General features: G+C 33.5%; 11 protein-coding genes. All 11 read right to left on the bottom strand.

Features of this window, described 5'->3' with window-relative positions; genetic code table 11:
- Positions 1-54: 54 nt before the first annotated feature.
- Positions 55-1725 carry a sulfatase gene (locus tag KM029_RS22370; protein WP_205125514.1) on the bottom strand — a complete coding sequence of 557 codons (1671 nt, stop codon included), beginning with the start codon at positions 1723-1725 and terminating at the stop codon, positions 55-57.
- Between the two features lie 42 nt (positions 1726-1767).
- Positions 1768-4377, bottom strand: a complete 2610-nt coding sequence (locus KM029_RS22375; RefSeq protein ID WP_144076033.1) for an alpha-L-rhamnosidase-related protein — start codon at positions 4375-4377, stop codon at positions 1768-1770.
- Between the two features lie 195 nt (positions 4378-4572).
- Positions 4573-5979: a hypothetical protein gene (locus tag KM029_RS22380; RefSeq protein WP_144076034.1), complete on the bottom strand. Its 1407-nt coding sequence runs from the start codon at positions 5977-5979 to the stop codon at positions 4573-4575.
- Positions 5980-6065: 86 nt separating this feature from the next.
- A complete protein-coding gene (locus KM029_RS22385) occupies positions 6066-9002 on the bottom strand; it encodes a glycoside hydrolase family 2 protein (RefSeq protein WP_144076035.1) in 2937 nt (978 codons plus the stop codon).
- A gap of 11 nt (positions 9003-9013) precedes the next feature.
- Positions 9014-10600, bottom strand: coding sequence for a sulfatase (locus KM029_RS22390; protein ID WP_144076036.1), 1587 nt, complete (start codon positions 10598-10600; stop codon positions 9014-9016).
- A gap of 362 nt (positions 10601-10962) precedes the next feature.
- Positions 10963-12534, bottom strand: a complete 1572-nt coding sequence (locus KM029_RS22395; protein ID WP_144076037.1) for a hypothetical protein — start codon at positions 12532-12534, stop codon at positions 10963-10965.
- Between the two features lie 146 nt (positions 12535-12680).
- Positions 12681-15458 (bottom strand): triple tyrosine motif-containing protein, encoded by a 2778-nt coding sequence (locus KM029_RS22400; RefSeq protein WP_158631186.1) that lies wholly within the window; start codon positions 15456-15458, stop codon positions 12681-12683.
- A 279-nt stretch (positions 15459-15737) separates the two neighbouring features.
- Positions 15738-17054, bottom strand: coding sequence for a glucoamylase family protein (locus tag KM029_RS22405; RefSeq protein ID WP_205125515.1), 1317 nt, complete (start codon positions 17052-17054; stop codon positions 15738-15740).
- A gap of 1 nt (position 17055) precedes the next feature.
- Positions 17056-18147 (bottom strand): LamG domain-containing protein, encoded by a 1092-nt coding sequence (locus tag KM029_RS22410; RefSeq protein ID WP_144076039.1) that lies wholly within the window; start codon positions 18145-18147, stop codon positions 17056-17058.
- 56 nt (positions 18148-18203) lie between these two features.
- Positions 18204-19724 carry a RagB/SusD family nutrient uptake outer membrane protein gene (locus KM029_RS22415; protein WP_144076040.1) on the bottom strand — a complete coding sequence of 507 codons (1521 nt, stop codon included), beginning with the start codon at positions 19722-19724 and terminating at the stop codon, positions 18204-18206.
- A 12-nt stretch (positions 19725-19736) separates the two neighbouring features.
- Positions 19737-22706 (bottom strand): SusC/RagA family TonB-linked outer membrane protein, encoded by a 2970-nt coding sequence (locus KM029_RS22420; RefSeq protein WP_144076041.1) that lies wholly within the window; start codon positions 22704-22706, stop codon positions 19737-19739.
- Positions 22707-22711 lie beyond the last annotated feature (5 nt).

Consider the following 22711-nt stretch of genomic DNA (forward strand, 5'->3'; position numbering starts at 1 on the left):
AAAAAGAGACAAACCCATAGAGCTTGCCTCAATCACATTGGTATATTAAATATCTTAATTCACGCTATTTGCATTAATAATTTGCATCATCTGAAGTTTTAAATCTGCTTTTGTAGAAGCATATGATTTTTTATCAGCAACATTTTTCCACTCGTGTTTATCTTTCTTGTGGTCGTACAATTCTTCTTTGCCATTTTTGTATAAGATGTAACGGAAACGCTCTGTTCTATAAGAATATGTTTGTTGCATTACATATTCGGGACCTAGTGGTTTTCTAACCTCAATATGCCATAACGCTTGTTTGTTTACAGACACTGCTAAACCTTCTATTGGTTCAGAAATACCTACTCCCATTACGGTTAATGCACCTTTTGGGCCTGTCCATGTTGCATTTTTATCTGTTAGGAAAGGACGAATAGAATGGCCTCCTATTTCTGCGGCTTGTTCGTCTAGTTTTGTACTTCCTTTTAAATTACAGATATCTATAAACGTTGGGTATAAATCTATTAATGAAACAGGGTGAGTTACATCCATTCCTTTCACTTGTTCTTTTGGAGCACGTACAATAAAAGGCACTCTTGCACTTTCTTCCCAAGGTGAGTTCTTATACAAGTATTCTTTCTGTCCGAAGTTCCACCCATGGTCTGCCGTAAATACAACTATAGTGTTATCTGCAAATTTTGAATTGTCTAAAGCATCAATAACTTTCCCTACTTGGTCGTCCATAAAAGTAACGCAAGCAAGATAGGCTTGTACAACTTTTCTTAATCCTTCTTTATCATCTTCATAAGAATCACAAAGTGCTTTATAATACTTTAAGCCCATTTGCGACATTGGATAGTTTTCTTTAAAAAATGCATCCTCATCATCTCCCTCCTTTATAACTGGTAATTTCAATGTTTCTAAAGGATACATATCAAAATACTTTTGTGGAGCATATAATGGAGTATGTGGCTTTACAAAACCAATTCCCATAAAGAAAGGTTTATCTGAGCCACTTTCTTCTAATTGCTTCAGTTTTTTAACGGCCCAATCTGCATGCTGTTCATCAGGCATTAAATCCCTGTCCTCATCATTTACATATCTAAATTCCTTTTTTGGGTAGCCCCAACCTGGTTTTAAGTCCGTTCTTGTACTGTCAAATTGAGGAATATCTGTAAGTGGCGCAAAAGAACCGTCTACAATATTTATACTTCTAAAAGGCTCTGGTACAGAGGGGTGAGGAATTATTTTATTTCCGTTAAATGCATGAGGTCCATAATTAATACGTTCTGGCACTCCCCACTCGTTCCATAATTTCTTATCGTTTTTATGCATCAGTTTGCCTGACCCATAAAGTGCATAGCCATTTTCTGCAAATAGCTGAAACATGGTTTTACTGTGTTTCAATACATCGTGTTTTTTACGAGCCGTCCATCCAAAATCTCTAGAATCGTGTGGGTATACCCCTGTAAATAAAGAGTTTCTTGCAGGTTGGCAAACTGGTACATTGGTTTGTCCGTTGACAAAAGTAACACCAGAATTTGCCAATTTATCTATGTTAGGAGTTATTGCTTGAGGGTGCCCACCAAACTTCCCTTCAAAATCATTCAGGTCGTCTACTATAATGAATAACACATTGGGGTGTTGCTCCATTTTATCTTGTGCTAGTACTTTTGGTGCTAACGTTTGTAGCGCTACTACTCCAAAAATGCCCAAAACAATTTTTCTCAATTGAATTTTCATTCTCTATTTATTTTTAATCCTTACGGATGATTTTATCCTTTCTTAAATCTCTTTTGATGAAAACGTTACATTGTGTTTTCCTGCCTTTAATACAATATATTCGGTAGCTGCTTTATTTATTGTATTGTCTACCTCAATCGTATCCTTACCAAATGATTTACGTACTAGCTTGATTTCCACACCTTCAGGAATTTCTACATTAAGTTGTCCCCCTTCGTTTTCAAAAGTCCAAGCTATTGAAGTACTACCAAAAGGTGTTGGAATATTTGCCGCAATATTTTCTATAGAAGCCGTTGTTTTAGCCAACACCATTTCCGCCATCCCAGGCTTTGTAATTTCTACCCCAACCAAAAACTCAGCAAACAATCCCGGTGCAAAAGCACTTTCGGTTTGAGCATCCGACCTTGTTCTACCTATCATTCCTTTTTTACCAGTTCTACCAGAAGCATCTCTCCACCATTCCTCCCATAAAGTTCCATTCATTTCTGGGGCTAACATATGATCAAAACGTTTTCTAAATAAATCAAAAGATTGGTCTACGTACCCATATTCCGCTAACCCTTTGTGTAAAAAGTAAGACATTGCAGGCGTTACCATAAACATACCCGATGCTCTTGTCACAAAATTCAACTCATCATTTTCTAAAATATTTTTAGCTACTGCTTTGGCTTGTTCTTCGGTGGCAATTTGCATAGATAAAGCCATTGCTTGTGCATGTTCGCTGTACTGATCAGATTGTTTTCCATCAATTAAAGCATCTACAAATAAGCCTTTCTGTTTATTCCAAAACTGCGTTTGAATGGCTTTTTTCGCATTGTTTGCTTGTGAGGTATACCCTTCGGCATCGTCTTTACCCAACCAAGATAATATTTCAGCATAATCTTGTAAAGCGCCAATATAATGTCCGTTTAGGTTTAAATTTGCCCCTCTTCTATCGTTCCTTGCATGATCTAGCCAATAGGAGTACGGAGGATTATCTAACAGTCCATCTTTATTGGTATAACTTTCTAAGAGATCCATTAATTTCTGAGCTGTAGGCATTAATTTTAGTACTGTTTCTTTATCTCCTGAATATAAAAAGTAATTGTGTAAACTTCTTATCCAAAGAATATCAGAATCCAAAATTACCATATAATCGTTATTTACTAACGGACCGTATGCTGGTAATAAACCGTTTGGTTCTGCCTCTTGTGCTACTTGAACAAGTTTAATAGCTTGTAAAGCATAATCGCCAAAAGTCCAATAATTGCCCATTGCACCGTAGTACCCTGTCTGAGCGTACTGTCTTCTTTCTCTGTAATTATCGGTATATCCATCTGTTGTACAAGCATCTATTGTCTTTTCTGTAGCAACTACATATTGCTCCACCCAATCATGAGATTTTGATGTCATACTTCCTTTTTTCTCAAAAGGATAAGCAAACTGATGAATACCAAAACTGTTTATCTTAATAGGTGCATCACCCGATTTAATCACTAAAGCTAAATAACGTGATGGTTTAAAATATTGTGCCTGCCATACATCACGTTGACCAGATAGAGTCACTTCGTCTAATAAATCTGTGTCTACAACTCTATACGTAAATTGGTTGTTTACCATATACGGAATGCCAATTACTTCTACTTTTGTGCCTTTAACTCCTTCAATATCAAACTGAGGCATTCCATTAATCATCTCTCCTAGATCAAAAACCAATAAAAATGTTTTTTGCTCTTTTAAAGCAGGAATAACCAAAGGACCTTTTCCTTTTTTATAGGCTTTTACTGAAATGTTCTTGTCTAAAGTACCCGTTAATTGCTGCTTAGGGGCCTTTTTAGGATGATATAAATAGTCTTCTATTTGAACTGCTTCTATTAAATTTATTGCCTTATGATCTACCTCCGTTAAATAAGGAATATGACGCTTTTCTAAGTTTGTCCAAGGAGTAGTAATTGCTCTTGGAATATCATTTTTTTGAGGTCCGGGCCATCCAGAGTTTCTGATTAACCCAACAGCTTTCCCCCATTGAGAATCATCAAAATCTGATTTATACCAACCTTTAATTTCTTTAGTAAGGTCTACTCTGTCTGCAACTACCAACTGAAAACGGTTCAACTTAGGAGCGTTATTGTCCCATGAAGGATCAACCATTGCTTTCCAAGAAGAGTTTGTTGCAATAATTTCTGTAGTATTCCCAATTTGCATTTCTAGCTGAGCCAGCATTCCGCCTCTGCCTAATAAGTGGTTGGCATGTTCCCCTTGTTGGTAATTTGCCTGAACTGCAATTGTATTTTTTCCTTCTTTTAAAAGTGTGGTAATATCCAATTCATCAAAAGATTGGTTGTGTGGTGCAGATCTAGAAGGACCTCTATTTACATACGTTCCATTAATGTAAAGTTTATAGAGAGATGAAGCAGAAATTTTTATGATTGCATTAGATGGAATATCACTTATAGTAAATGATTTTCTAAAAAGCACCATGTTATTGGTTGTTGATCGCTTTGTGTCTTGCTGATCCCATACCCATTGTGCTTTCCAATTTTGTTTTGCAATTGTATACGTTGGGTTCCAATGTCCAACTACACCATTTCCCAATTGTGTTGTTTGTGCTTGTGCTAGTGTGGACACTAACAAACACGCCCCTGCTAGTATTTTAAAAAATCTCTTCTTCATCTCTTGAACGTCAAATACTGACGAATTTTGTTATTTCTTTCTTAAAAAATCTTCTATCCAACTATTCATCAATAGTTAGTTTTTCTTGCAAAGTAGTATCTAGTCACTTACAAAAATACCACCCATTTTATTATTCTACTACAACAAAATAGCTGATTTATAACACAAAATTAGTCGTCCAATCTAATTTTAAGATTACATTTCGCTTGTTTCTGGCAAGGTTAACTTAAAGCCCACTTTCCCAGGCTGATCTACCCATAATTTAAGCATATAATCTTTAAAATAGTTACCCGGTCGCTGAATAATCATATCCATTTTGCCAGTAGATGAAGTTAGATCAATACCGAAATCAAGACCTTTTTTTGTAGTAGCTTTAAATGATGATGCTTTCTTGCCAAAAACAATATAATGCCATTCTTCTGGTGCAGTACTTTTATCAATGTATTTCCCTTTTGTATTACCAATTAAAAAAGACTCCCCTAAGAAAGTATCATACTTAATATTTAATGTTACTCCAACCAATTTACTATTTGCTGGTCCATCTAAAGCATACAGAAAATCTACACTACCCTTCCCAGCTGTTGCTGTAGTTACTAACGTGTATTCATCACCTTGGAAATTAATGTTGTTTGTTATCTCCAATGTATTTCCATTCACTTTAGTAGAATAATTACTCCCCATTTTAAGGTTAATTACTTTCCCATCTTTTTTAACAATCAATAAGGCATTCGATAACAACGTAGTATTGTTATGCGTTACAGCTCCCATTAAACCACTATTTTTTAAAAGAACGGTAGATTTATCATTACTTATTGTCTGCTTATTTTTTACACGTAATGGAGTAGTCGTAGCCTGTTTAGCCACTTTATTTGCCTTTTTTGGTTCCTGAGAAGCAACAGGCTCACCACCTTTTGGTAATGCAACATATAAAGATACTTTTCCTGGAGTGTTGGGACGGAAATTGACAACATAATCATTATAAGCATCAGACTCTGTAGGCAAAACAATGCCTACACTCCCTGCCATCTGACGGAAATATACTTTAGTTTCTACGCTTTCATCTAGCCCAATATCAAATGACATACATGATGTATTTTGTTGAAAAATATTCCATGTTGTTTCTGATGCAGAAGCACCTTCTCTGCTTAATAATTTCTTGACTTTACCATTGATTTTATAGATATCACCATCGTAAACATCTACATCAAACAGTAAACTTGCAGCTGTTAATTGGTACCCTTTATTGGCTTCTAGCTGATAGTCAACAGTAAATCCATCTGCTATTGGCGTAAATACAGATGTTAATTTCATGTTTGCTTTTTTGTGAACGAATTCATTTACAGCATAAACTGCCCCATCTTTCTGAGATATTTCCGCATCTCCTAAAGTTACTTTTTCAATCTTAGTCCCTTTCTTAATTTCTATTGCCCCGTAAACAATGAGTTTCTTTCCATTATGAAGTACAGCACCTAACATTCCGTTTTTATTGACGTTTACAACTGTATTTCCGCTAGTTAATTTATTTCCATCAGCATGTAGTCTTTGTGCAAACAGTACTGTAGAAAATGATAGTGTTAATATTAGTAGTATTATGCGTTTCATATTGTTATTTTTTATCAGAAAAAAGTAAAGTAGAGGCCTAGAGCTGTACCTCTACTTTACTATATAGTAATGCTTTTATGTAAAGCTTATTGTACAGTCTTACTGTAATGAGCAATAATATTGTTCATTATTTTTTGTGCTACAGGGTCAAAACTAATCGCTTTTTTAAATGAAAGTGTAGAATAAATACAAGTACCTTTTCCTCTTTTCATTTCAACCATTTCCGAAGCAAAATATACTTTACCTACGCCGATGTAATTTCTTTGCATGTGGTCTTGATCTGGAAAACGATCGTGTGTTACAACACCTACAATGTTTTTCCCTTCTGGGGCAACCATTGCTGTAGTAGTTCCTACTTTATAATAAGCATCTGCCATAAATTGGTTACTTGGTAAACCTGCAAACACCGGATGATCTGTAACAATAGGTGCCGCATTATGCCATAAACCGTTGGCCATAATTAAAGTTGCATTGTAAGGAAATGCCTCTTCTTTCTGAAGTGATTGTGCAATCTCTCTTTTAAGTTTTTCGTTTACTTTTTTACCTTTTACATCTGTAAAAAATACTGTTCCTCCTTTAGATGCGAATTCTTTTGCTTTTGCAACTTCAGCTTTAAACGCATCATCCATTCCTAATTTACCAACAATCAACAATTGTCCTTTTTGTTGCTTACCCGTAAACTTCTCAAACTGTATACCTTTTGAAGTAAAGTAATTTGCTAAAGTTTTGTCACTTTCTAATAAAGCTACTTTTTGTGTTGGTATTTTTAGAGCATCCTCATTAAAAACATCAAAAGTTTCTTCATTTGTATTGATGATTTTGCCTTTCTTATTTTTCATCACACTATAAAGCGTGTAATTTCCATTCAATTCACCAATAGATAATTTTTGCGTATATAAATCAGAAACTCCGTGCTTTAAAGTTGCTTTCACCGTTTCATTAAATACCTTTTTACCTTTTGTATCTTTGATGGTCAATTCAACTTTTACGTTCTCTTCATCAAACTCATTGATACCTAAAACCGACAGTTGTGGTTGTTCTCCTGTTTTTAGGTTTCTCTTTTTCAACCTAGTAACAATTAACTGTGGCTGGTTAGATTTCTTTGTGCCTTCATATACATTTCCTTTAGGATTTCTCCATAAATCGATGATACCACCACCAATAATCCAATCACCATCTGATAGAGCATGAATACAATACCCTGCTGTAAGTGGGTTAGAACGAGATGCTTCTAACATTCTTTTGTTCAATTTACCGTGGTAATTTTGTTGTGCTTCTACTAAACTATGAAGAGTTGGAAATACCGAACGCATTCCAGATGCATCTAATGTTGAATTAAAGTCTTCTTCTAAGCGAGCATGCTCTCGATACATTGGCGCTAAAGGGTTTCCTTTTTCTTTAAACTCTTTATTATTTGCTTCTAAATCAGGAATAGACCCGTAACCAATTTCTGATATAAATACCATTGCACCTGGTTGGTTTTTCTTACCAGGAGAACGTAATTTAGGATAACCTGCTTTCTTCTTTTCTTCTTTTGTCCAGCTAATTTGCGTCATTTTTTGGAACGCATTATCGTCATATCTCCAACCTGGATATGTATGAACATCCGAGAATTTTACAGCTACTTTTTCGTTTGGATTATAAATATTAGCTCCGTTAGCAAACCCACCAGATTCATCTAAAATTAGACGAGTTGGATCTAAATCACGCGCTAATAATGCCATAGGATGTAACATCTGAATTAAAACAGGCTGCCATAATTCATTAAATAATTCCCACTGAATTACACATGTTCTATTTCTATCACGAAGTATACTTTCTCTCACTTCTGTTTTTACCATTTCTGGTAATAATGGTGAGGCAATAGGACGGTGCATACATTCGATTGCCAAAGAACCTACAGTTAAAACGCCCATCTCATCACAAAGGTCTAACCACATTTTTGGAGGAGGTTTTCTCCAAGGACGAATCATATTAAACCCTGCATCTAATGCCAACTGAATCTCTTTTCTAGCCATTTCCTCAGAATCTGGAAAAGCTAATTTTGTTGGATATAACCCCTCGAAGAAAGCTCCTTTTAAGAAGAACTCCTCGCCATTTAAGTAGTATTTTTTGTCTTTAATGGTAAACGAACGAATTCCAAAACGTGTAGAAAATTCGTCACTAATTTCTTCTCCTTTTTTTACCATTACTTGAGCAGTGTATAAATAAGGATTTTTTGGTCCCCATAACTCTGCATTTTCAATAGCTAAATTCCAATCGTATTTGTTTGCTCCAGGCGTTAATTTTAAATGCTCTGATTTAGTAGCAACCACTTTCTTGTCTTTATCAAGTACATTTACTACTACCTCTGCATCTTGTAATTGTGTTGCTGTATTTTCTACATCAAGGTGAAACATTGCTGCTCCTTGTTTATAATCTGTTTCAATAAAAACATCTTCTACAATGTATGCTCCTTTAGCTTCTAAAGAAACTCCCTGCCAAATACCGCCAGTTAAAGCACCTCTCCACATTGGGGTTTGATGCGGACCAATTCCATCAATTACTTTATCAGAATATAAAACCGGAGAAACTACTCTTACCACAAGTGTATTTTTTTCTCCTGCCTTCACTGTTTTATTAATATTAAAATGAAAAGGAGTAAAACCACCCATATGTCGGCCTACTACTTCATCATTAATATACACTTCAGAAATATAGTTTACAGCCTCAAAGTTTATGATAACATTCTGTCCTTTCCAATCTGCAGGAATGTCAAACTCTTTTTTATAAATAGCAACACCCTCGTAATCTTGTTTAAACTCTTCCCAGCAACTAGGTACTTGAATTTTTTCTATAGCAGTATTCTTATCAAAGTTTTCTGCTTTTATCCAGCCTTTTTCTCGGCCTTCATTCACATCATCATAAATAATTTTCCATTCTCCATTAAGAGATAGTTCTTTTACATTTTGGGCATAAGAAAACTGATATATACATAAAAGTGAAATCAGTAATCCAATTGTTTTTTGTACGTGTAATTTCATTATAAAAAATTCTAGTTTGTTATTCCAATTTGCTTATTCAATTTTTGAGATAGTTCTGTAACCACACTCATATATTTTTCTTGCTTAGCCACGTTTGAAAACTCATTCGGGTCAGTTGCATGGTCATACAATTCTTCTTGACCGTCTGCATATCTTATGTATCTGTACTGTTCTGTACGGATAGAGTAATGCTGTTTTTCTATAAACTTATCACCCATTCCACCAGAAATAGCACTTAAAGCGAAATCAGGCCCTTGCCATTTCTGTTTTGTATTTTTAGAATACAAAGGTACCATGCTATGTCCGTCTAAAGATTTCCCATTTTCATCTTTAATTGTGGAACCTTCTAGTGAACATAAATCAATTAAAGTAGGGTAAATGTCTATTAATGAAACAGGTTGCTTTACTTTAATTGCTTTTTTCTGACCAGGGTTATGAACTAGCATTGGGATTCTTGTTGATTTATCCCAGAGGGCAAATTTGTACAAATAGTCTTTATCTCCCATGTTATAAGCATGGTCGCTCACTAAAACAATCACAGTGTTATCTGCAAACTTAGAATCTTCAATTGCTTGTATAACATCCGCAATTTGATCGTCTACAAAAGCAATACATGCTAAATATGCTTGAATATATGTTCTTAAGGCAAGGTCTCTATCGTTATGGTATCCTTCAACCAAATACTTAAAATGATCATAACCTCTTTTACCATGGTTACCTTCTTTTACTTTACCATATAAAGCACCTTCTAACTCAGCTTGCCCACCTGTTTCTGGTAATTTTATATCAGCTAAAGGAAACATATCAAAGTACTTTTGAGGAACATATAAAGGGGTGTGCGGTCTGTTAAAACCAACTCCTAAAAAGAACGGCTTTTCTGTGTTCTCATTTTCAAATTTCTTGATAAATTTTTTAGCATCCTCTACTTTCACTTCATCAGGCATTAAATCCCTATCCTCGTCATTGATGTATTTAAAAGGTTTTACCTCTAATTTTGGCCATCCTTTTACTTTATCAAACCAACCTGTTACACCATTTACAGTTGGTATATCTTTTAATGAAGCGTACCCTCCATCTAATGCACCAGCCTTATTGAAAGGAGCAGGAACACTTGGATGAACTCGTTTTTTCTCTCCATCATATGGAAAAGGACCAAAATCAGATTGATCACCGTAGGCATTCCAGACAGTATTAATATTTGTATGCAATAATTTGCCAATACCTACAGTGGTGTATCCATTGTCTTTAAAATGCTCAAACATTGTTTTAGAGCCCATTAATGTTTCATTTTTCAAGAATTTATTAAAGCCGAAAAAATGGGTGGTATGAGGGTACAATCCTGTAGAAAAACTTGCTCTAGATGGGTTACAAATTGGATCATTAGAAAACGCATTTGTAAAAATAACAGAACGGTTTGCCAACTTATCCATTGCTGGTGTTTTTGTTTGCGGATGCCCACCTAAAAAGCCAACATAGTCGTTTAAATCATCTACCATGATGAGCACCACATTTGGCTTTTCTTTATCTTTTGGTTTCTCCTTATCTGCAAAACCCAAAGTTGAAAATGTTAGTAGTAATAGTAAAATTCTATATTTCATCCCAAAAAAAATTAATTAAAAAGTCACACATTAAAACGTATCAACTACAATTATAATCTTACAGTTGTAAATATCGGGTGATAAAAAATAAATTAGCATACACGAATTCACTAAAAATAGCACAAATTTGACTTTTAAAGCATCGCAAACTATTTGTTAGTAGAAAAATATGACTTGTTAAAGTATTAAGAAGCAACTTCAGAGTATGGTCGTAAAAATAATAACAGGTAAAAAATTTTATGTTAATGTGTACCTTTTCTTCTTATTTTATGACGAAAAAAGGTTTAATAACAGGATAAGACAGTAAAATTAGCCTATATCCTGTTATTATTTTAGTAGTAATTGAGCACCTCAAAAAATACTCATTCCTCTCCAAAAGAGGTGGTTGTAAATGTAAAAGTCTTATTGATATTTACAGTTCTCGTTTGTCTATCTACAATACTATTCCAACCAAACATACCAAGTAGAATTGGGTAGTTTTTACCATGGATATCATGCAATACACATCGAATTCCATAATTAAAACTGAAGCTCTCTTCTCCATTTTCTCTTTTTTTAGACATTACCACCTCAACCGCATTTTTATTAAGCTGTCGCATAGGTAACGGTAGTTTACTTTCATCACAAGGTATATCATCCCAAGGAGCTCCACTTTTATTCATTATTCCCCAACCTGTATCATAGGCACCATACACACAATTACCGGGTGTCCAACTCCAATAAATTTCGTGTTTATTATTATCTATGTTCTTGTCGTGTTGCGTACTGAAATAATAATCTGGAAAACTATAACTGTAACTTGTACCTGCAGAGTATTGCCCTTCTAAAGAATTAAGAGGATCTAAGGCTTTTAATTTTACACCAAAATTGGTTGAATTAGAATACGAGCCATTTCCACCTGCCTGACTTTCTGGCGACCATAGATCGAATGCGAAATTTTTGGGGTATTGTATATAAGGTTCAAACTCATACATAATATTCCAAGCCGAAGTAGAAGAAGTATAGCCTTTCTGATTTACTCCTGGATTTGGACTTAAGTAATAAGAAAAGAATAATCTATCTTCGTTGTGGCCTTCATACCTACCTTCAAAAACCTTGATCATTGCCCTATAATCGTATTCTCCATCTTTCCACTCCTGACGGTATCCGTTCGTTTTTTTTACATCAATGATATACGATTTAAAGCGAAATTGTTCATAATTTAAACCTCCAAATGTAGCTGTGTTTCTTTGGTTTGATGTAGCTTGTTTCTCAATTACACGGTTTAAAAATGTTTCTTCCTCCTCTTGTGTTATTTTATCATCATAATAAATAACAGATGATTTCTCAGATGTAGAAAGGTCGTTTACAACTCTTGCTTTTAAATCAGGCTTTATTGCCTGCCAATACTCCTCTGCATTTTCATATGGTAATTCGGGATTTTCTTCTAAAAGAAACTCTATCTGCTCTTTCGTTTTTGAATCTAAAGAAAAGAAGTCCTCTTTTAGCTGAATTGCATGTTTTTTTATAGAATCAGGGCTCGTTTCTTTCTCAAGTAGGTGAACTGTATATCCTTGTTGAGGGTCGTTATACACCAAAGCTAATGCATTGTTACTAGTTTGGTAACCATGATGAGAATGGATGGAGTTAATTACATTTTGCCCCTTGATAAAAATTGGAATCTTATGCTTATAAATTGCATCAAATAAGTTTACATCTTTTTCTTTCAGAAGAGGGGTTTCCAACTTGACTATACTACCCTCTAACTCTTGAAACTGGGAAGTGTCTACATCATAAAAATTTACAATGTGTGTTTTAGTATTAAATCTTTTGTTTGATTTATCATTTTGGTCTGAGTTTTCTAATTCACCATCAGAGAGTATAGATGATTTTGGTGTACAGGAAGACACCATTAAAATTAGACTGAGTAATAAGATTGAAATAAGGTTTTGCATAGTTGTAAGTTAAATAGGTTGATTTATGCAAATATCATTTTCAATTATTATTCTATAGTGAATTAGGGATCAATGAATTATGAAATACTGGTGGTTAAAGTTATAAAAATGCTACTTTTCTGATCTAGAAAATTTAATTCCAACTCCTACTGAAAAGAAACCAAATAGGCATACAGGTTTTCTTTTGGGGGTAAACCCATCTTTTTTCTTAATCTATACCTTTTGAGGTCTACACTTTTTGGGGTGATATTAAAAATTGGAGCAAGTTCTTTGGTTGACAAATTGACTCTTAAATAAGCACATAATTTTAAATCCTCGTTTGTTAAGTTTGGATGAACATCAATTAGGTGTGAAAAGAAATCTTTATGCATTTTTTTAAATGCGACTTCAAAAATCTCCCAATCTTTAGTGTTATCGTATTCAGTATTTAAGATGTGATCTAATTTCTTCAATGATTTTATTTTCTTGTCATTTCCTTCTTTAGAAACATTGCTCATCTCTTCTTTAAGATGTTTTAATAGCTCCTTATTTTTTGAGCTTTGTACAAGTAATTCTGATAAACTTGCTTCTTTACTTTCTAGTTCTTCTTGTAGACGCTGGTTTCTTAACTGTGTTAATTGTTTTTGGTTGATCTCTCTTTGTCTTTTTAGATCATCTCTTTTCTTTAAAAGAATAACTTTACGCTGTTTCTTTAATAATAATTTCACGCCATAAATCAACAAAGTGATTGTGAAAAATAATAGTATTACATAAATAAAAATAGCTGTATTTGAGAGATACATAGGTCGGTTAATTGAAAACTTATATTTCTCAATTAAAGAATCTCCTTCGCCTTTTACGCAAAAAACATATGTTCCGTAGTTTAAGTTTTGATATCTAGCAGAAAATTTAAGTCCAACAGGAATCCAATCTTGGTCATAACCTTCTAATTTTATTAAGTATTTAATATCCTCTTGGTAGTTTCTTAAGCTATAACTTGCCGAGAAAGTATTGTAATCAAATGGTATGCTTGAAATACTTTGTTCTTCATATCTTTGTTTAGTTCTATCATTTATAAATGATACATCTCTAATTATTGGACTATTTTTTAAAGGAGTATATTTATCAAGCTTGTTTATGTTTAAGACCGCCAAACCTTTAGAAAAAGTAAGTACAAATAACGAATCATTCAATACCTTTATAACCTCGTAATTGTAAATTTGTCGTTCTCCAAGCTCTTTAATAGAAGGAGCAAGGTATTCCTCTTCTTCTTTATTTATATCAAACAAGTGCAGCTTCCCACTTGCTTTTATAATATATTTACCATTTAAAAGACCAGAGATGTATTCAATTTTGTTTAACCCTAAGTTGGCCTTTTGGAATGTGTTATCTGTAACTATTACAGCTGTATCATTAGTAACAATTAAAGCCTGATTTTTATAATTAAATAGTCTGAATTTATACGATTTTTTAAATATATTTTTAGTAGATAAATCATCAACATATTTTATATCTCTTTTGTCTGAAGATACTTTTATTCTATTTAATTTCTCCCAAGAATCTGAAACTAGGAAAGAATGATCTTCTAATTCAAGAATATCTCTAGTTAAAGATGAAAAACCCTTTATATTATGCTCAAACTTTAGCTGACTACCTCTATTATTTAAAACATTAATACCATAATATGAGGTTTGAAATAACACTTCGGGCCATTTTTTACTTTGTATGTAACTATAGCCTCCACCTGTTTTATATATTTTGTTTATTCTATCATTTTCAATGACAAAAAGACCGTCATTATGGCCTACTAATAATTGATTATTAATTACATTTAAACTCCATCCTTGTCCTTTTGTCCCCTTAACTAATTTAAAGTTGAAACTTGAATTATTAATAGTTGCATCTGCAGAATATACACCTTGGTTAGTGGCCACATACAATTTGTTATTATACATTTCAACATCATAAACAGCCCCTAAAAGACTTAATGGGTCATTAATAAAGTTTATTGGGTAGTTTATAATTACTTTAGAAATTCCTACTTCTGTTCCAATCCAGAGTATATTATTTTTAAGATACAGTGCGTGTATTCTATTACTAGGCAAGCCATTTTTTGTAGTTAAATAGTATTTAATTTCCCCATTAATATTACCAACAATAACTCCTTTATGTAATGTACCAAATATAAAATCTCCATTGTTGTTTATTGGGATCACCTTATTGACCTGAGCAGATTTTAAAAAATTTGATAATTTATTATCTAGATATTGAAAGGTATTGTCTTTAAAAACCCAGAGTCCATTTTGGAGTGTTCCCAATAATAAAGCTCCGTCTTTTAAAGGGTGAATATATTTAATTAGCCAATCTTTCAATATAGGGTGTTCATAAGCAGTTAATTCCATTTCTGAATTACTTTTATGAAGGCTCTTATGAATAATTTGATAATAGAAACTCTCTTTATCCTCGGCTAGAAAAGTGAATGAAATATTTCCTTCTGTTAAAGTCTTTTTTGTAAGTTCTTGATTCTCTTTATTATAAAAATAGAAACTATTAAATGATTGAAATAGTATTTTGTTGCCTACTTTTAAGACCTTCCATATTTCATCATGTATTTTAAATTTAGCCGAAAGTTTTTGATAAACTAATTGACCATTTCTCTTTTTAAATGAGCCTATTGTATTAATTCCTCCAACAAATATTTCATCTCCAACTATACATACAGCCCGTAATGGTTCATTTGTAGGATATAGCTTCCATACTTCTCCATCGTACTCTAATAAACCTAAAGTATTTGCAAAGTATAAAAAACCATTGTTTCCTTCTACAATATCCCAATTTTGATTTTCGGCTTCATAAGTAGACTTATCGTAATTAATAATTCTTGGAGAGGAATAAAGCAATACGTCTTCTTGAGCAATTACTTGCTGAATAAAAACTGATTGCAAAATTAGAAATATAAATAATAGGCGAGTTAACATTGACTTTAGGTATCTGAAAAGTATACTTGGCGTTCTTTAAATGTAATTTCTTTCATTTCATTTAGGTATTCTGCCATATACAATTTAATAAATACTCCCTACAATACATAACGTACACTATTTATTATTCCTTAATGAATTTGTAAAGCGAAAGGAACTAATTAGTTGTAAAAGCTATAAAGTAAAAAAAGCTACCTCAATAAATTTGAGATAGCTTCTTCTAATATCTATTATTTTACAACGGTATTATTCTACGTTCCATCCTAATTTTGATATTCCACTCTGAATATCTGGATCCATCATAAAATATTTCCAAAGTAATCCTGTTCTATAATTTTCTATCATTGTAATTATTGGACCTTGATCAATGGCTAAAAATGACTCCGCAAACCAATCTCCCGATGATAAATTATAAGCATCTTTAAAACCATACTCTCCCCATAATTTTGGTTGTTCTTCATAAAAATAACGCATTGCACTTAAAGATTCTTCAGGAGTATAAACTATTGAAGACAATGCAGCAGTAGGAGAAATTGTTCCGTTATCTCCTGTCGAAGTTGGTTCATGTGCCATATACCCCACAAACGGATCGTCACTAGCCGTTAATCCCCATTGGTTATCACCGTAATATGGAAATTTAGACGCTTGTTTGATACACCAATTTCTATTTTCTAAAGTACGCTCTCTAAATAAGGTATGGTAAGTTTTAGCACTTGTACCATCCGTAAATTTGGGATCTAACCCAATGTAGGAGTAATGTACCCAGAATAATGGTTTGGCGGTATCGTTTATTAAACTTTGTTCGTATCTAGCAGAACCGTTCACCCACCCAGTTGTATAAACAGAAGGAGCAACATTATGCGTTGGAGATGCAACAGCTAATAAATAAGTAATTTGTGTCTCGTTAAAACCACGTAATGGCATATTCATATCAAAATTATAGTTTGGAGACCAATGCCATAATAAATAATCATTCCCATTTCTATACCAATCCCAGTCTACACCTTCCCACAACTCTGTAGCTAAACCTCTAAGTTTAACTTCGCTCGCAGATGTACCATTAAAATAGTTTCTTGACGTAATAATTCCTTCAATTAAAAAAGCCGTTTCAACTAAATCTCCACCATTATCTTTTTCAGAAAATGGTTTTATTTTACCTGTACTTCCGTTTAACCAATGCGAAAAAGCACCATGAAACTGATCGGCATTCTTTAAGAATTCATACATTTTATTTAATCGATTTACACCTTCTTCTCTAGAGATGTAACCTCGTTCTACACCAACAATAATGGCCATTATACCAAAACCAGACCCTCCTGAAGTAACAATTTCATCATCACCATTACTTCTTTCTCTTGATAAACCAGATACAGGGTGTCCATAATCCCAAAAATATTTAAATGTTTGCAACTGAACTGTATCCATTAGCTCTTGATCTGTTAAAACAGGTTTTTCTTGGTCTGGATATATATCCATTGGAGGGCTTACCACTACTGAATCAGTACAACCGAATACAGTTTGTAAGAAAAATAATGTCGCTAGATAAATAAACATATTATTCATATTAAAAAGGGTTATAGTTTGATTCGTAATTATAGAATGTGGCTACTTCATCAGCTGATAATGCTTTAGAGAAGATTTTAAAATCGTCTATTCCACCAGTAAAAAATTCACTTAGATTACTATTGTTATTTTCTACCTGTCCTCCAATAATTAGATCAGCACCATTACCTGCATTAAACTTAACAGGACCTTCCGCATCAATTTTTGAAACTAGTGCACCATTGTAATATACTTTTCTAGAAATTCCATCTACCGTAATTACAACATGAGTCCATTTATCTAAAGCGATTTCATCTGTAAAAAAATCTACAGCACCCCATTCAGAGGTTTCATGAAAATACATGTTTTTTAGACGTGCGTCGCTCTCTCTTTTCATTGAGAAACCTTCCCAACGTTGCATTGAATAGATATAACCTGCATTTGCCATATCTGTTGGTTTTACCCATACGGAAACAGTCATTAAACCAGGGTTTAGAGTAGCATCATTTGATACTATAGCAGCCGATTCAGTTCTGTCTGCACTACCCTCAAAAGCAGCATTTGGAGTATCGAATCTATCTTTTGTAAATTTAGCTGAATTACTTGTTACAGTATATTTTCCGTCGTCATCAGCTACTGAGTTATTAAAGGATAACCCAATAACTTTTGTAGTTAATACATCATTTAAACTTACTTTAGAAGATGTAAAAGTCCCTTCTTGAGAAGTAATTGTTTCTACTCCATTTTTGCCAACTACTAACCACTTATAATCTTGTTCTTTATCTAAGCCAGAGAGCACATAAAAGTTATTTGTAATCTTAGATACAATTGGAGTGGTAGATTTTTCTTCTGTGGCTTTCCACAAATAAACATCATAGCTTAAGCCTAACTTTTCAGCCTCCCAATTTAATTCTACAGAAGCATCAAAGGTGATATTTTTTTGGTCTTTTTGAGGATACATTAACACAATACCCTCTATTGGGTCTGGAGTAACATTGATTGTATCTCTTGCATCATTTGTTGGAGGTCCTGCAATTCCCTTTACTTCTTCTCGGTCAAACCCACAGCTTGCTAGCACAGCTACTAATGATAAGAATATTAATATCTTTTTCATATTTATTTTTTGATGTACCCTATTGCTATTCTAGTGAATACCAATAGGATTATGAATTAATAATTTGGATTTTGCTCTAATAAATCGCTTCCTACAGCATTAATTTCTGACTGAGGAATAGGATAAACTTTATTTTTAGAAGCATCGAACTTATTATCTGTGTTTTCAGATAATTTTGTTTTTGCATATCCTGGTACAACGTTATCCATTCTCATTAAATCAAAATATCTATGTTGTTCCATTGCTAATTCAACTCTACGCTCGTGCCAAATTGCCTCTCTAACAACTACTTGGTCTGCTCCAACAACATCAGGTAAAACATTAAGATTTCCTCTTGCTCTTGCTCTAACCATGTTTAAATAATTTAGAGCTTTAGTTGTATTTCCTTGAGCATTTGCAGCCTCTGCAGCTATCAATAAAATATCTGAGTAACGAATCAATCTAATATTCATTGGGCTATTACCATTGCCGCCATTATGGCTAGGTGCATACACTTTATAACTATAAAATTCACTTATAGGGTCTGAATTATCACCAAATACATCATCTGCAGGTCTAGGTACAACTTCTCCATCATATAGAGTTTGTCCTGCTGTAATTATTGTCGCATCATATCTTGGATCATTTGCTTCAAATTCATCTCTTAAAGATTTTGATGGAATATTAAAGCCCCATCCCCTGTTAAGTGAATTAGATCTTATTCCTTGAATTTCAGAATATTGACTACTTCCTCCACCTTGCTCAAAATCATGTGTTTGTACTTCAAAAATAGATTCTGAAGAATTTTCACCACTCAATTTAAAAATATCTGCAAAGTTAGGGTAGAGCGTATATTCTCCAGAATTAACTACTTTTTCTGCAGCTGTTAATGCCTTACCATACTCTGTTGCATCTCCGTTAAAAGATGCTCTAAATAAATGTACTTTTGCTAAAAGTGCATATGCTGTACCTTGAGTTACCCTACCTAAATCAGCAGATCCATATCCAGATTTTGTAGGTAATACAAGTGCTGCTTCTTCTAAGTCTTGGATAATAAAATCGTATGTTTCATCTCTTGAAGCTCTAGCTTGTTTGTATTCTTCTGGCTGTAGTAATCTATCAATAATAGGTACACCGCCATAAGCTCTTACCAAATTAAAATAAAAGAACGCACGTAAACATTTTGCTTCTGCTATATATCTGTCTTTCTCATTTTTATCAAAATTTGCCTCAGGTACATTTACAATTACCTGATTACATCTATTAATAGCCTGATAATGTTCTTTGTAATATCCCTCAATCGTGCCGTTATTAGTAAGATAAGTGGCATTATTAAGTTCAATCATATCATTACTATCAGTAGATGTACTCCCTTTGTTTGCATCATCAGATGCCACATCAACCAAACCAATAGGGCCCCAAGCTGTTGTATTCCAACCTCTTAGTTTTTCATAAATTGCATTTGTTGCTTTTAATGCTCCATCTTGAGTATTAAAATAATTTGCAGATGTTTCTTGAGCTTGTGGTGTTTTTTCTAATAAATTAGCACAAGAAAAAGTTAAGATGGCAAATACGAATACTATACTATATCTTTTCATGAGTTTACCGAATTAGAAGTTAATGTTTAGACCTAAAGTATAAGTTGCAGTAAGTGGGTAAGTATTAAAATCAATACCTGCTGCTAAAGGGGAATTTGCTGTTATTTCAGAACTGTATGATTTATAAGGTTGGTACAAGTAAATATTTGATACAGAACCATATACTCTTAATTTATCAACAAAAATTCTTTCAGTTATTCTTTCAGATAATGAATAACCAAGTGTAACATTTCCAAGTTTTAAGTAAGATCCATTTTCTAAAAATCTATCAGATACTTCATAATTTACACCGCCATTAGTTACTCTTGGCTCTGAGTTGCTTGTTCCTTCACTCGTCCAACGACTTAAGTAACTTGTTTCAAAGTTTGTTGTTCCCCATCTTACAGCCTTTTTAGCATTGTAAATTTCGTTTCCAACTTGTCCTTGCAGCAATACAGATAAATCAAAGTTTTTGTATGAAGCGGCAAGGTTAACACCGTAAATAAAATCTGGAATAGGACTACCAATTACTTTCTTATCTTTTTCATTAATTACTCCATCATTATTGACATCTACATAGATCATATCACCAGGAACTGAACCTGCTAAATGAGGTGTATTAGTTAATTGCTCTTGATTTTGGAAAACACCGGCTGTTTCGTATCCATAGAAAGAACCAATTGATTCACCAGGTGTTGTTAATGTAGCATTTTGCCCGTTTCCTAAATCACCAGAATAGATGTAAGGGTTATTTGGATCCAATGCTAAAACCTCATTATTAATTGTAGAGATATTTGCACCAATTGTATAATGGATATCTTCACCAATATTATCGTTCCATGTTACATTTAAATCAATACCTGAGTTTAATACTTCACCAATATTGGAAGGTACAGCACCAGCAGAACCTACTAAACTTGGAGGAGAAATATAAACTAACATATCTTTTGTATGCTTGTAATAATAATCTCCATCAATAGTTAGTTTATCTTCCCAAAAACCGATTTCTAATCCAATATCATATTGTTCTACAGTTTCCCATTTTAAGTTAGAATTTGCCATTGTTGTTACTGTACCACCTTGGCTTAAGCTCTGGTCTGGACCAAATACAGGGTTAAGGTTATTTTCTATTAAAGAATACTGACTGTAATCCCCTATTTTATCATTACCAATTCGTCCCCAACTTGCTCTTAACTTAAGGTTACTTATTAACTCACTTGTTTGTAGAAACTCTTCCTCAGATACTCTCCAGCCAAGCGCTAAAGATGGGAAAAGGCCAAATTTATTGCTCTCTCCAAACCTCGATGATCCATCTGATCTAAACGTTGCAGTAGCTAAATACTTGTTATTGTATGAGTAATTTAATCTACCTAAAAAAGAAAGGTAAGAATTAGTATTTGCCCATTGTGTTACATTTCTACTATCAGCACTACCAGTACCTAAGTACCACATATTTGAACTATTTGGAACATCATTTTCGCTTCCATTCCAACCTTCACTAAAATTATTTTGGGTTGTAATACCAACAACTCCATTGATTCTATGTTTACCCCATTCTTTCAAATAACTTAAAGTATTTTCCCAAAGTAAAGTATTGAACTTGTTACCTGATACTCTAAGTGTACTGATATCACTAAACTGTTTTCCACTTACAAAATAAATTGGAGTATAAGCTTTTCCATCATTTGTTGAGTGATCAAAGCCAACATTTGTTTTAAATGTTAACCCTTCTATTATCTTATAATCTAAGAATACATTACCTACTAATCTATTTCCTTCACTTACATCATTTTTATAGTAAGAAGATGCCATTGGGTTTCCAATATCATTGTTAATAGAACTACCAAAGTATCCATTTTCATCATATACAAGCATTGTAGGGTCTGCTTTGTACGCATCGCCCAAATCAACTCCTTCGTTAATTGAATTATAGGTAGAGAATGATATGTTATGCCCAACTTTTACTTTTTTTGATAAGTTATAAGTGTTGTTTATTCTAAAGTTAAATCGATCGTAAGCAGATCCTTTTACAATACCTTCTTGGTTAAAGTAACCTGCTGTAATATTGTACATTACTTTATCTGAGCCACCTGAAATACCAACTTGATAGTTTTGGATGGCTGCATTTCTAGTTGCTTCATCAATCCAATCTGTTCCTTTTCCCATATTGGCAATTTGATCTTTTGTATACAATAGATCAGAACCTTGGTTATGAAGAACTTCATTTTGTAACATTGCATACTGTTGACCAGTAACCATATCCGGTCTTGCGGCCATTTGTTGAATACCAGCATAAGAACTAAATGAAACTTTAGCTGTACCTACTTTTCCTTGTTTTGTAGTAATAATAACAACACCATTTGCACCTCTTGAACCATAAATTGCTGTTGCAGATGCATCTTTTAATACTTCCATTGAAGCTACATCGTTACTACTTAAAAAACTGATATCATCCAAAAGCATTCCATCTACAACATATAATGGGTTTGAATCACCTGTTGTACCAACACCTCTAATTTGTACTTTAGGAGAGCCACCTGGAGTACTTGAAGAGGTGATTTGAACTCCTGATACTTTACCTTGCATTGCTTGCATAGGGTTAGAAGCAGGTATTTTATCTACATCTTCACTTTTAATAGACCCAACAGAACCTGTTAAATCACTCTTTTTCATTACACCATAACCAACTACAACTACTTCTTCTAGCTGATCAATATCTTCTTCTAAAACAATAGATAAAGGAGCCGTTGGATCTTGAACTGTTAATTCTGTTGGAATATACCCAATAGAAGAAACAACCAATACATCTGCACTTTTAACTCCTGAAAGAGAAAAATTACCAAGATAGTCTGTAATTGTACCAGTTGTTGTTCCTTTTATTACTACACTAGCACCAATTACCTCTTCGCCTGTTGTGCTTTTAATAGTTCCTTTAACAGTATCTTGTGCATAGACAGCATTCAGACAAAGTCCTAGGATTAGAGTTAATAATAAATTTTTCATAAGTT

Origin of the sequence: Flammeovirga kamogawensis (assembly GCF_018736065.1) — a bacterium.
Classification (GTDB): Bacteria; Bacteroidota; Bacteroidia; order Cytophagales; family Flammeovirgaceae; genus Flammeovirga; species Flammeovirga kamogawensis.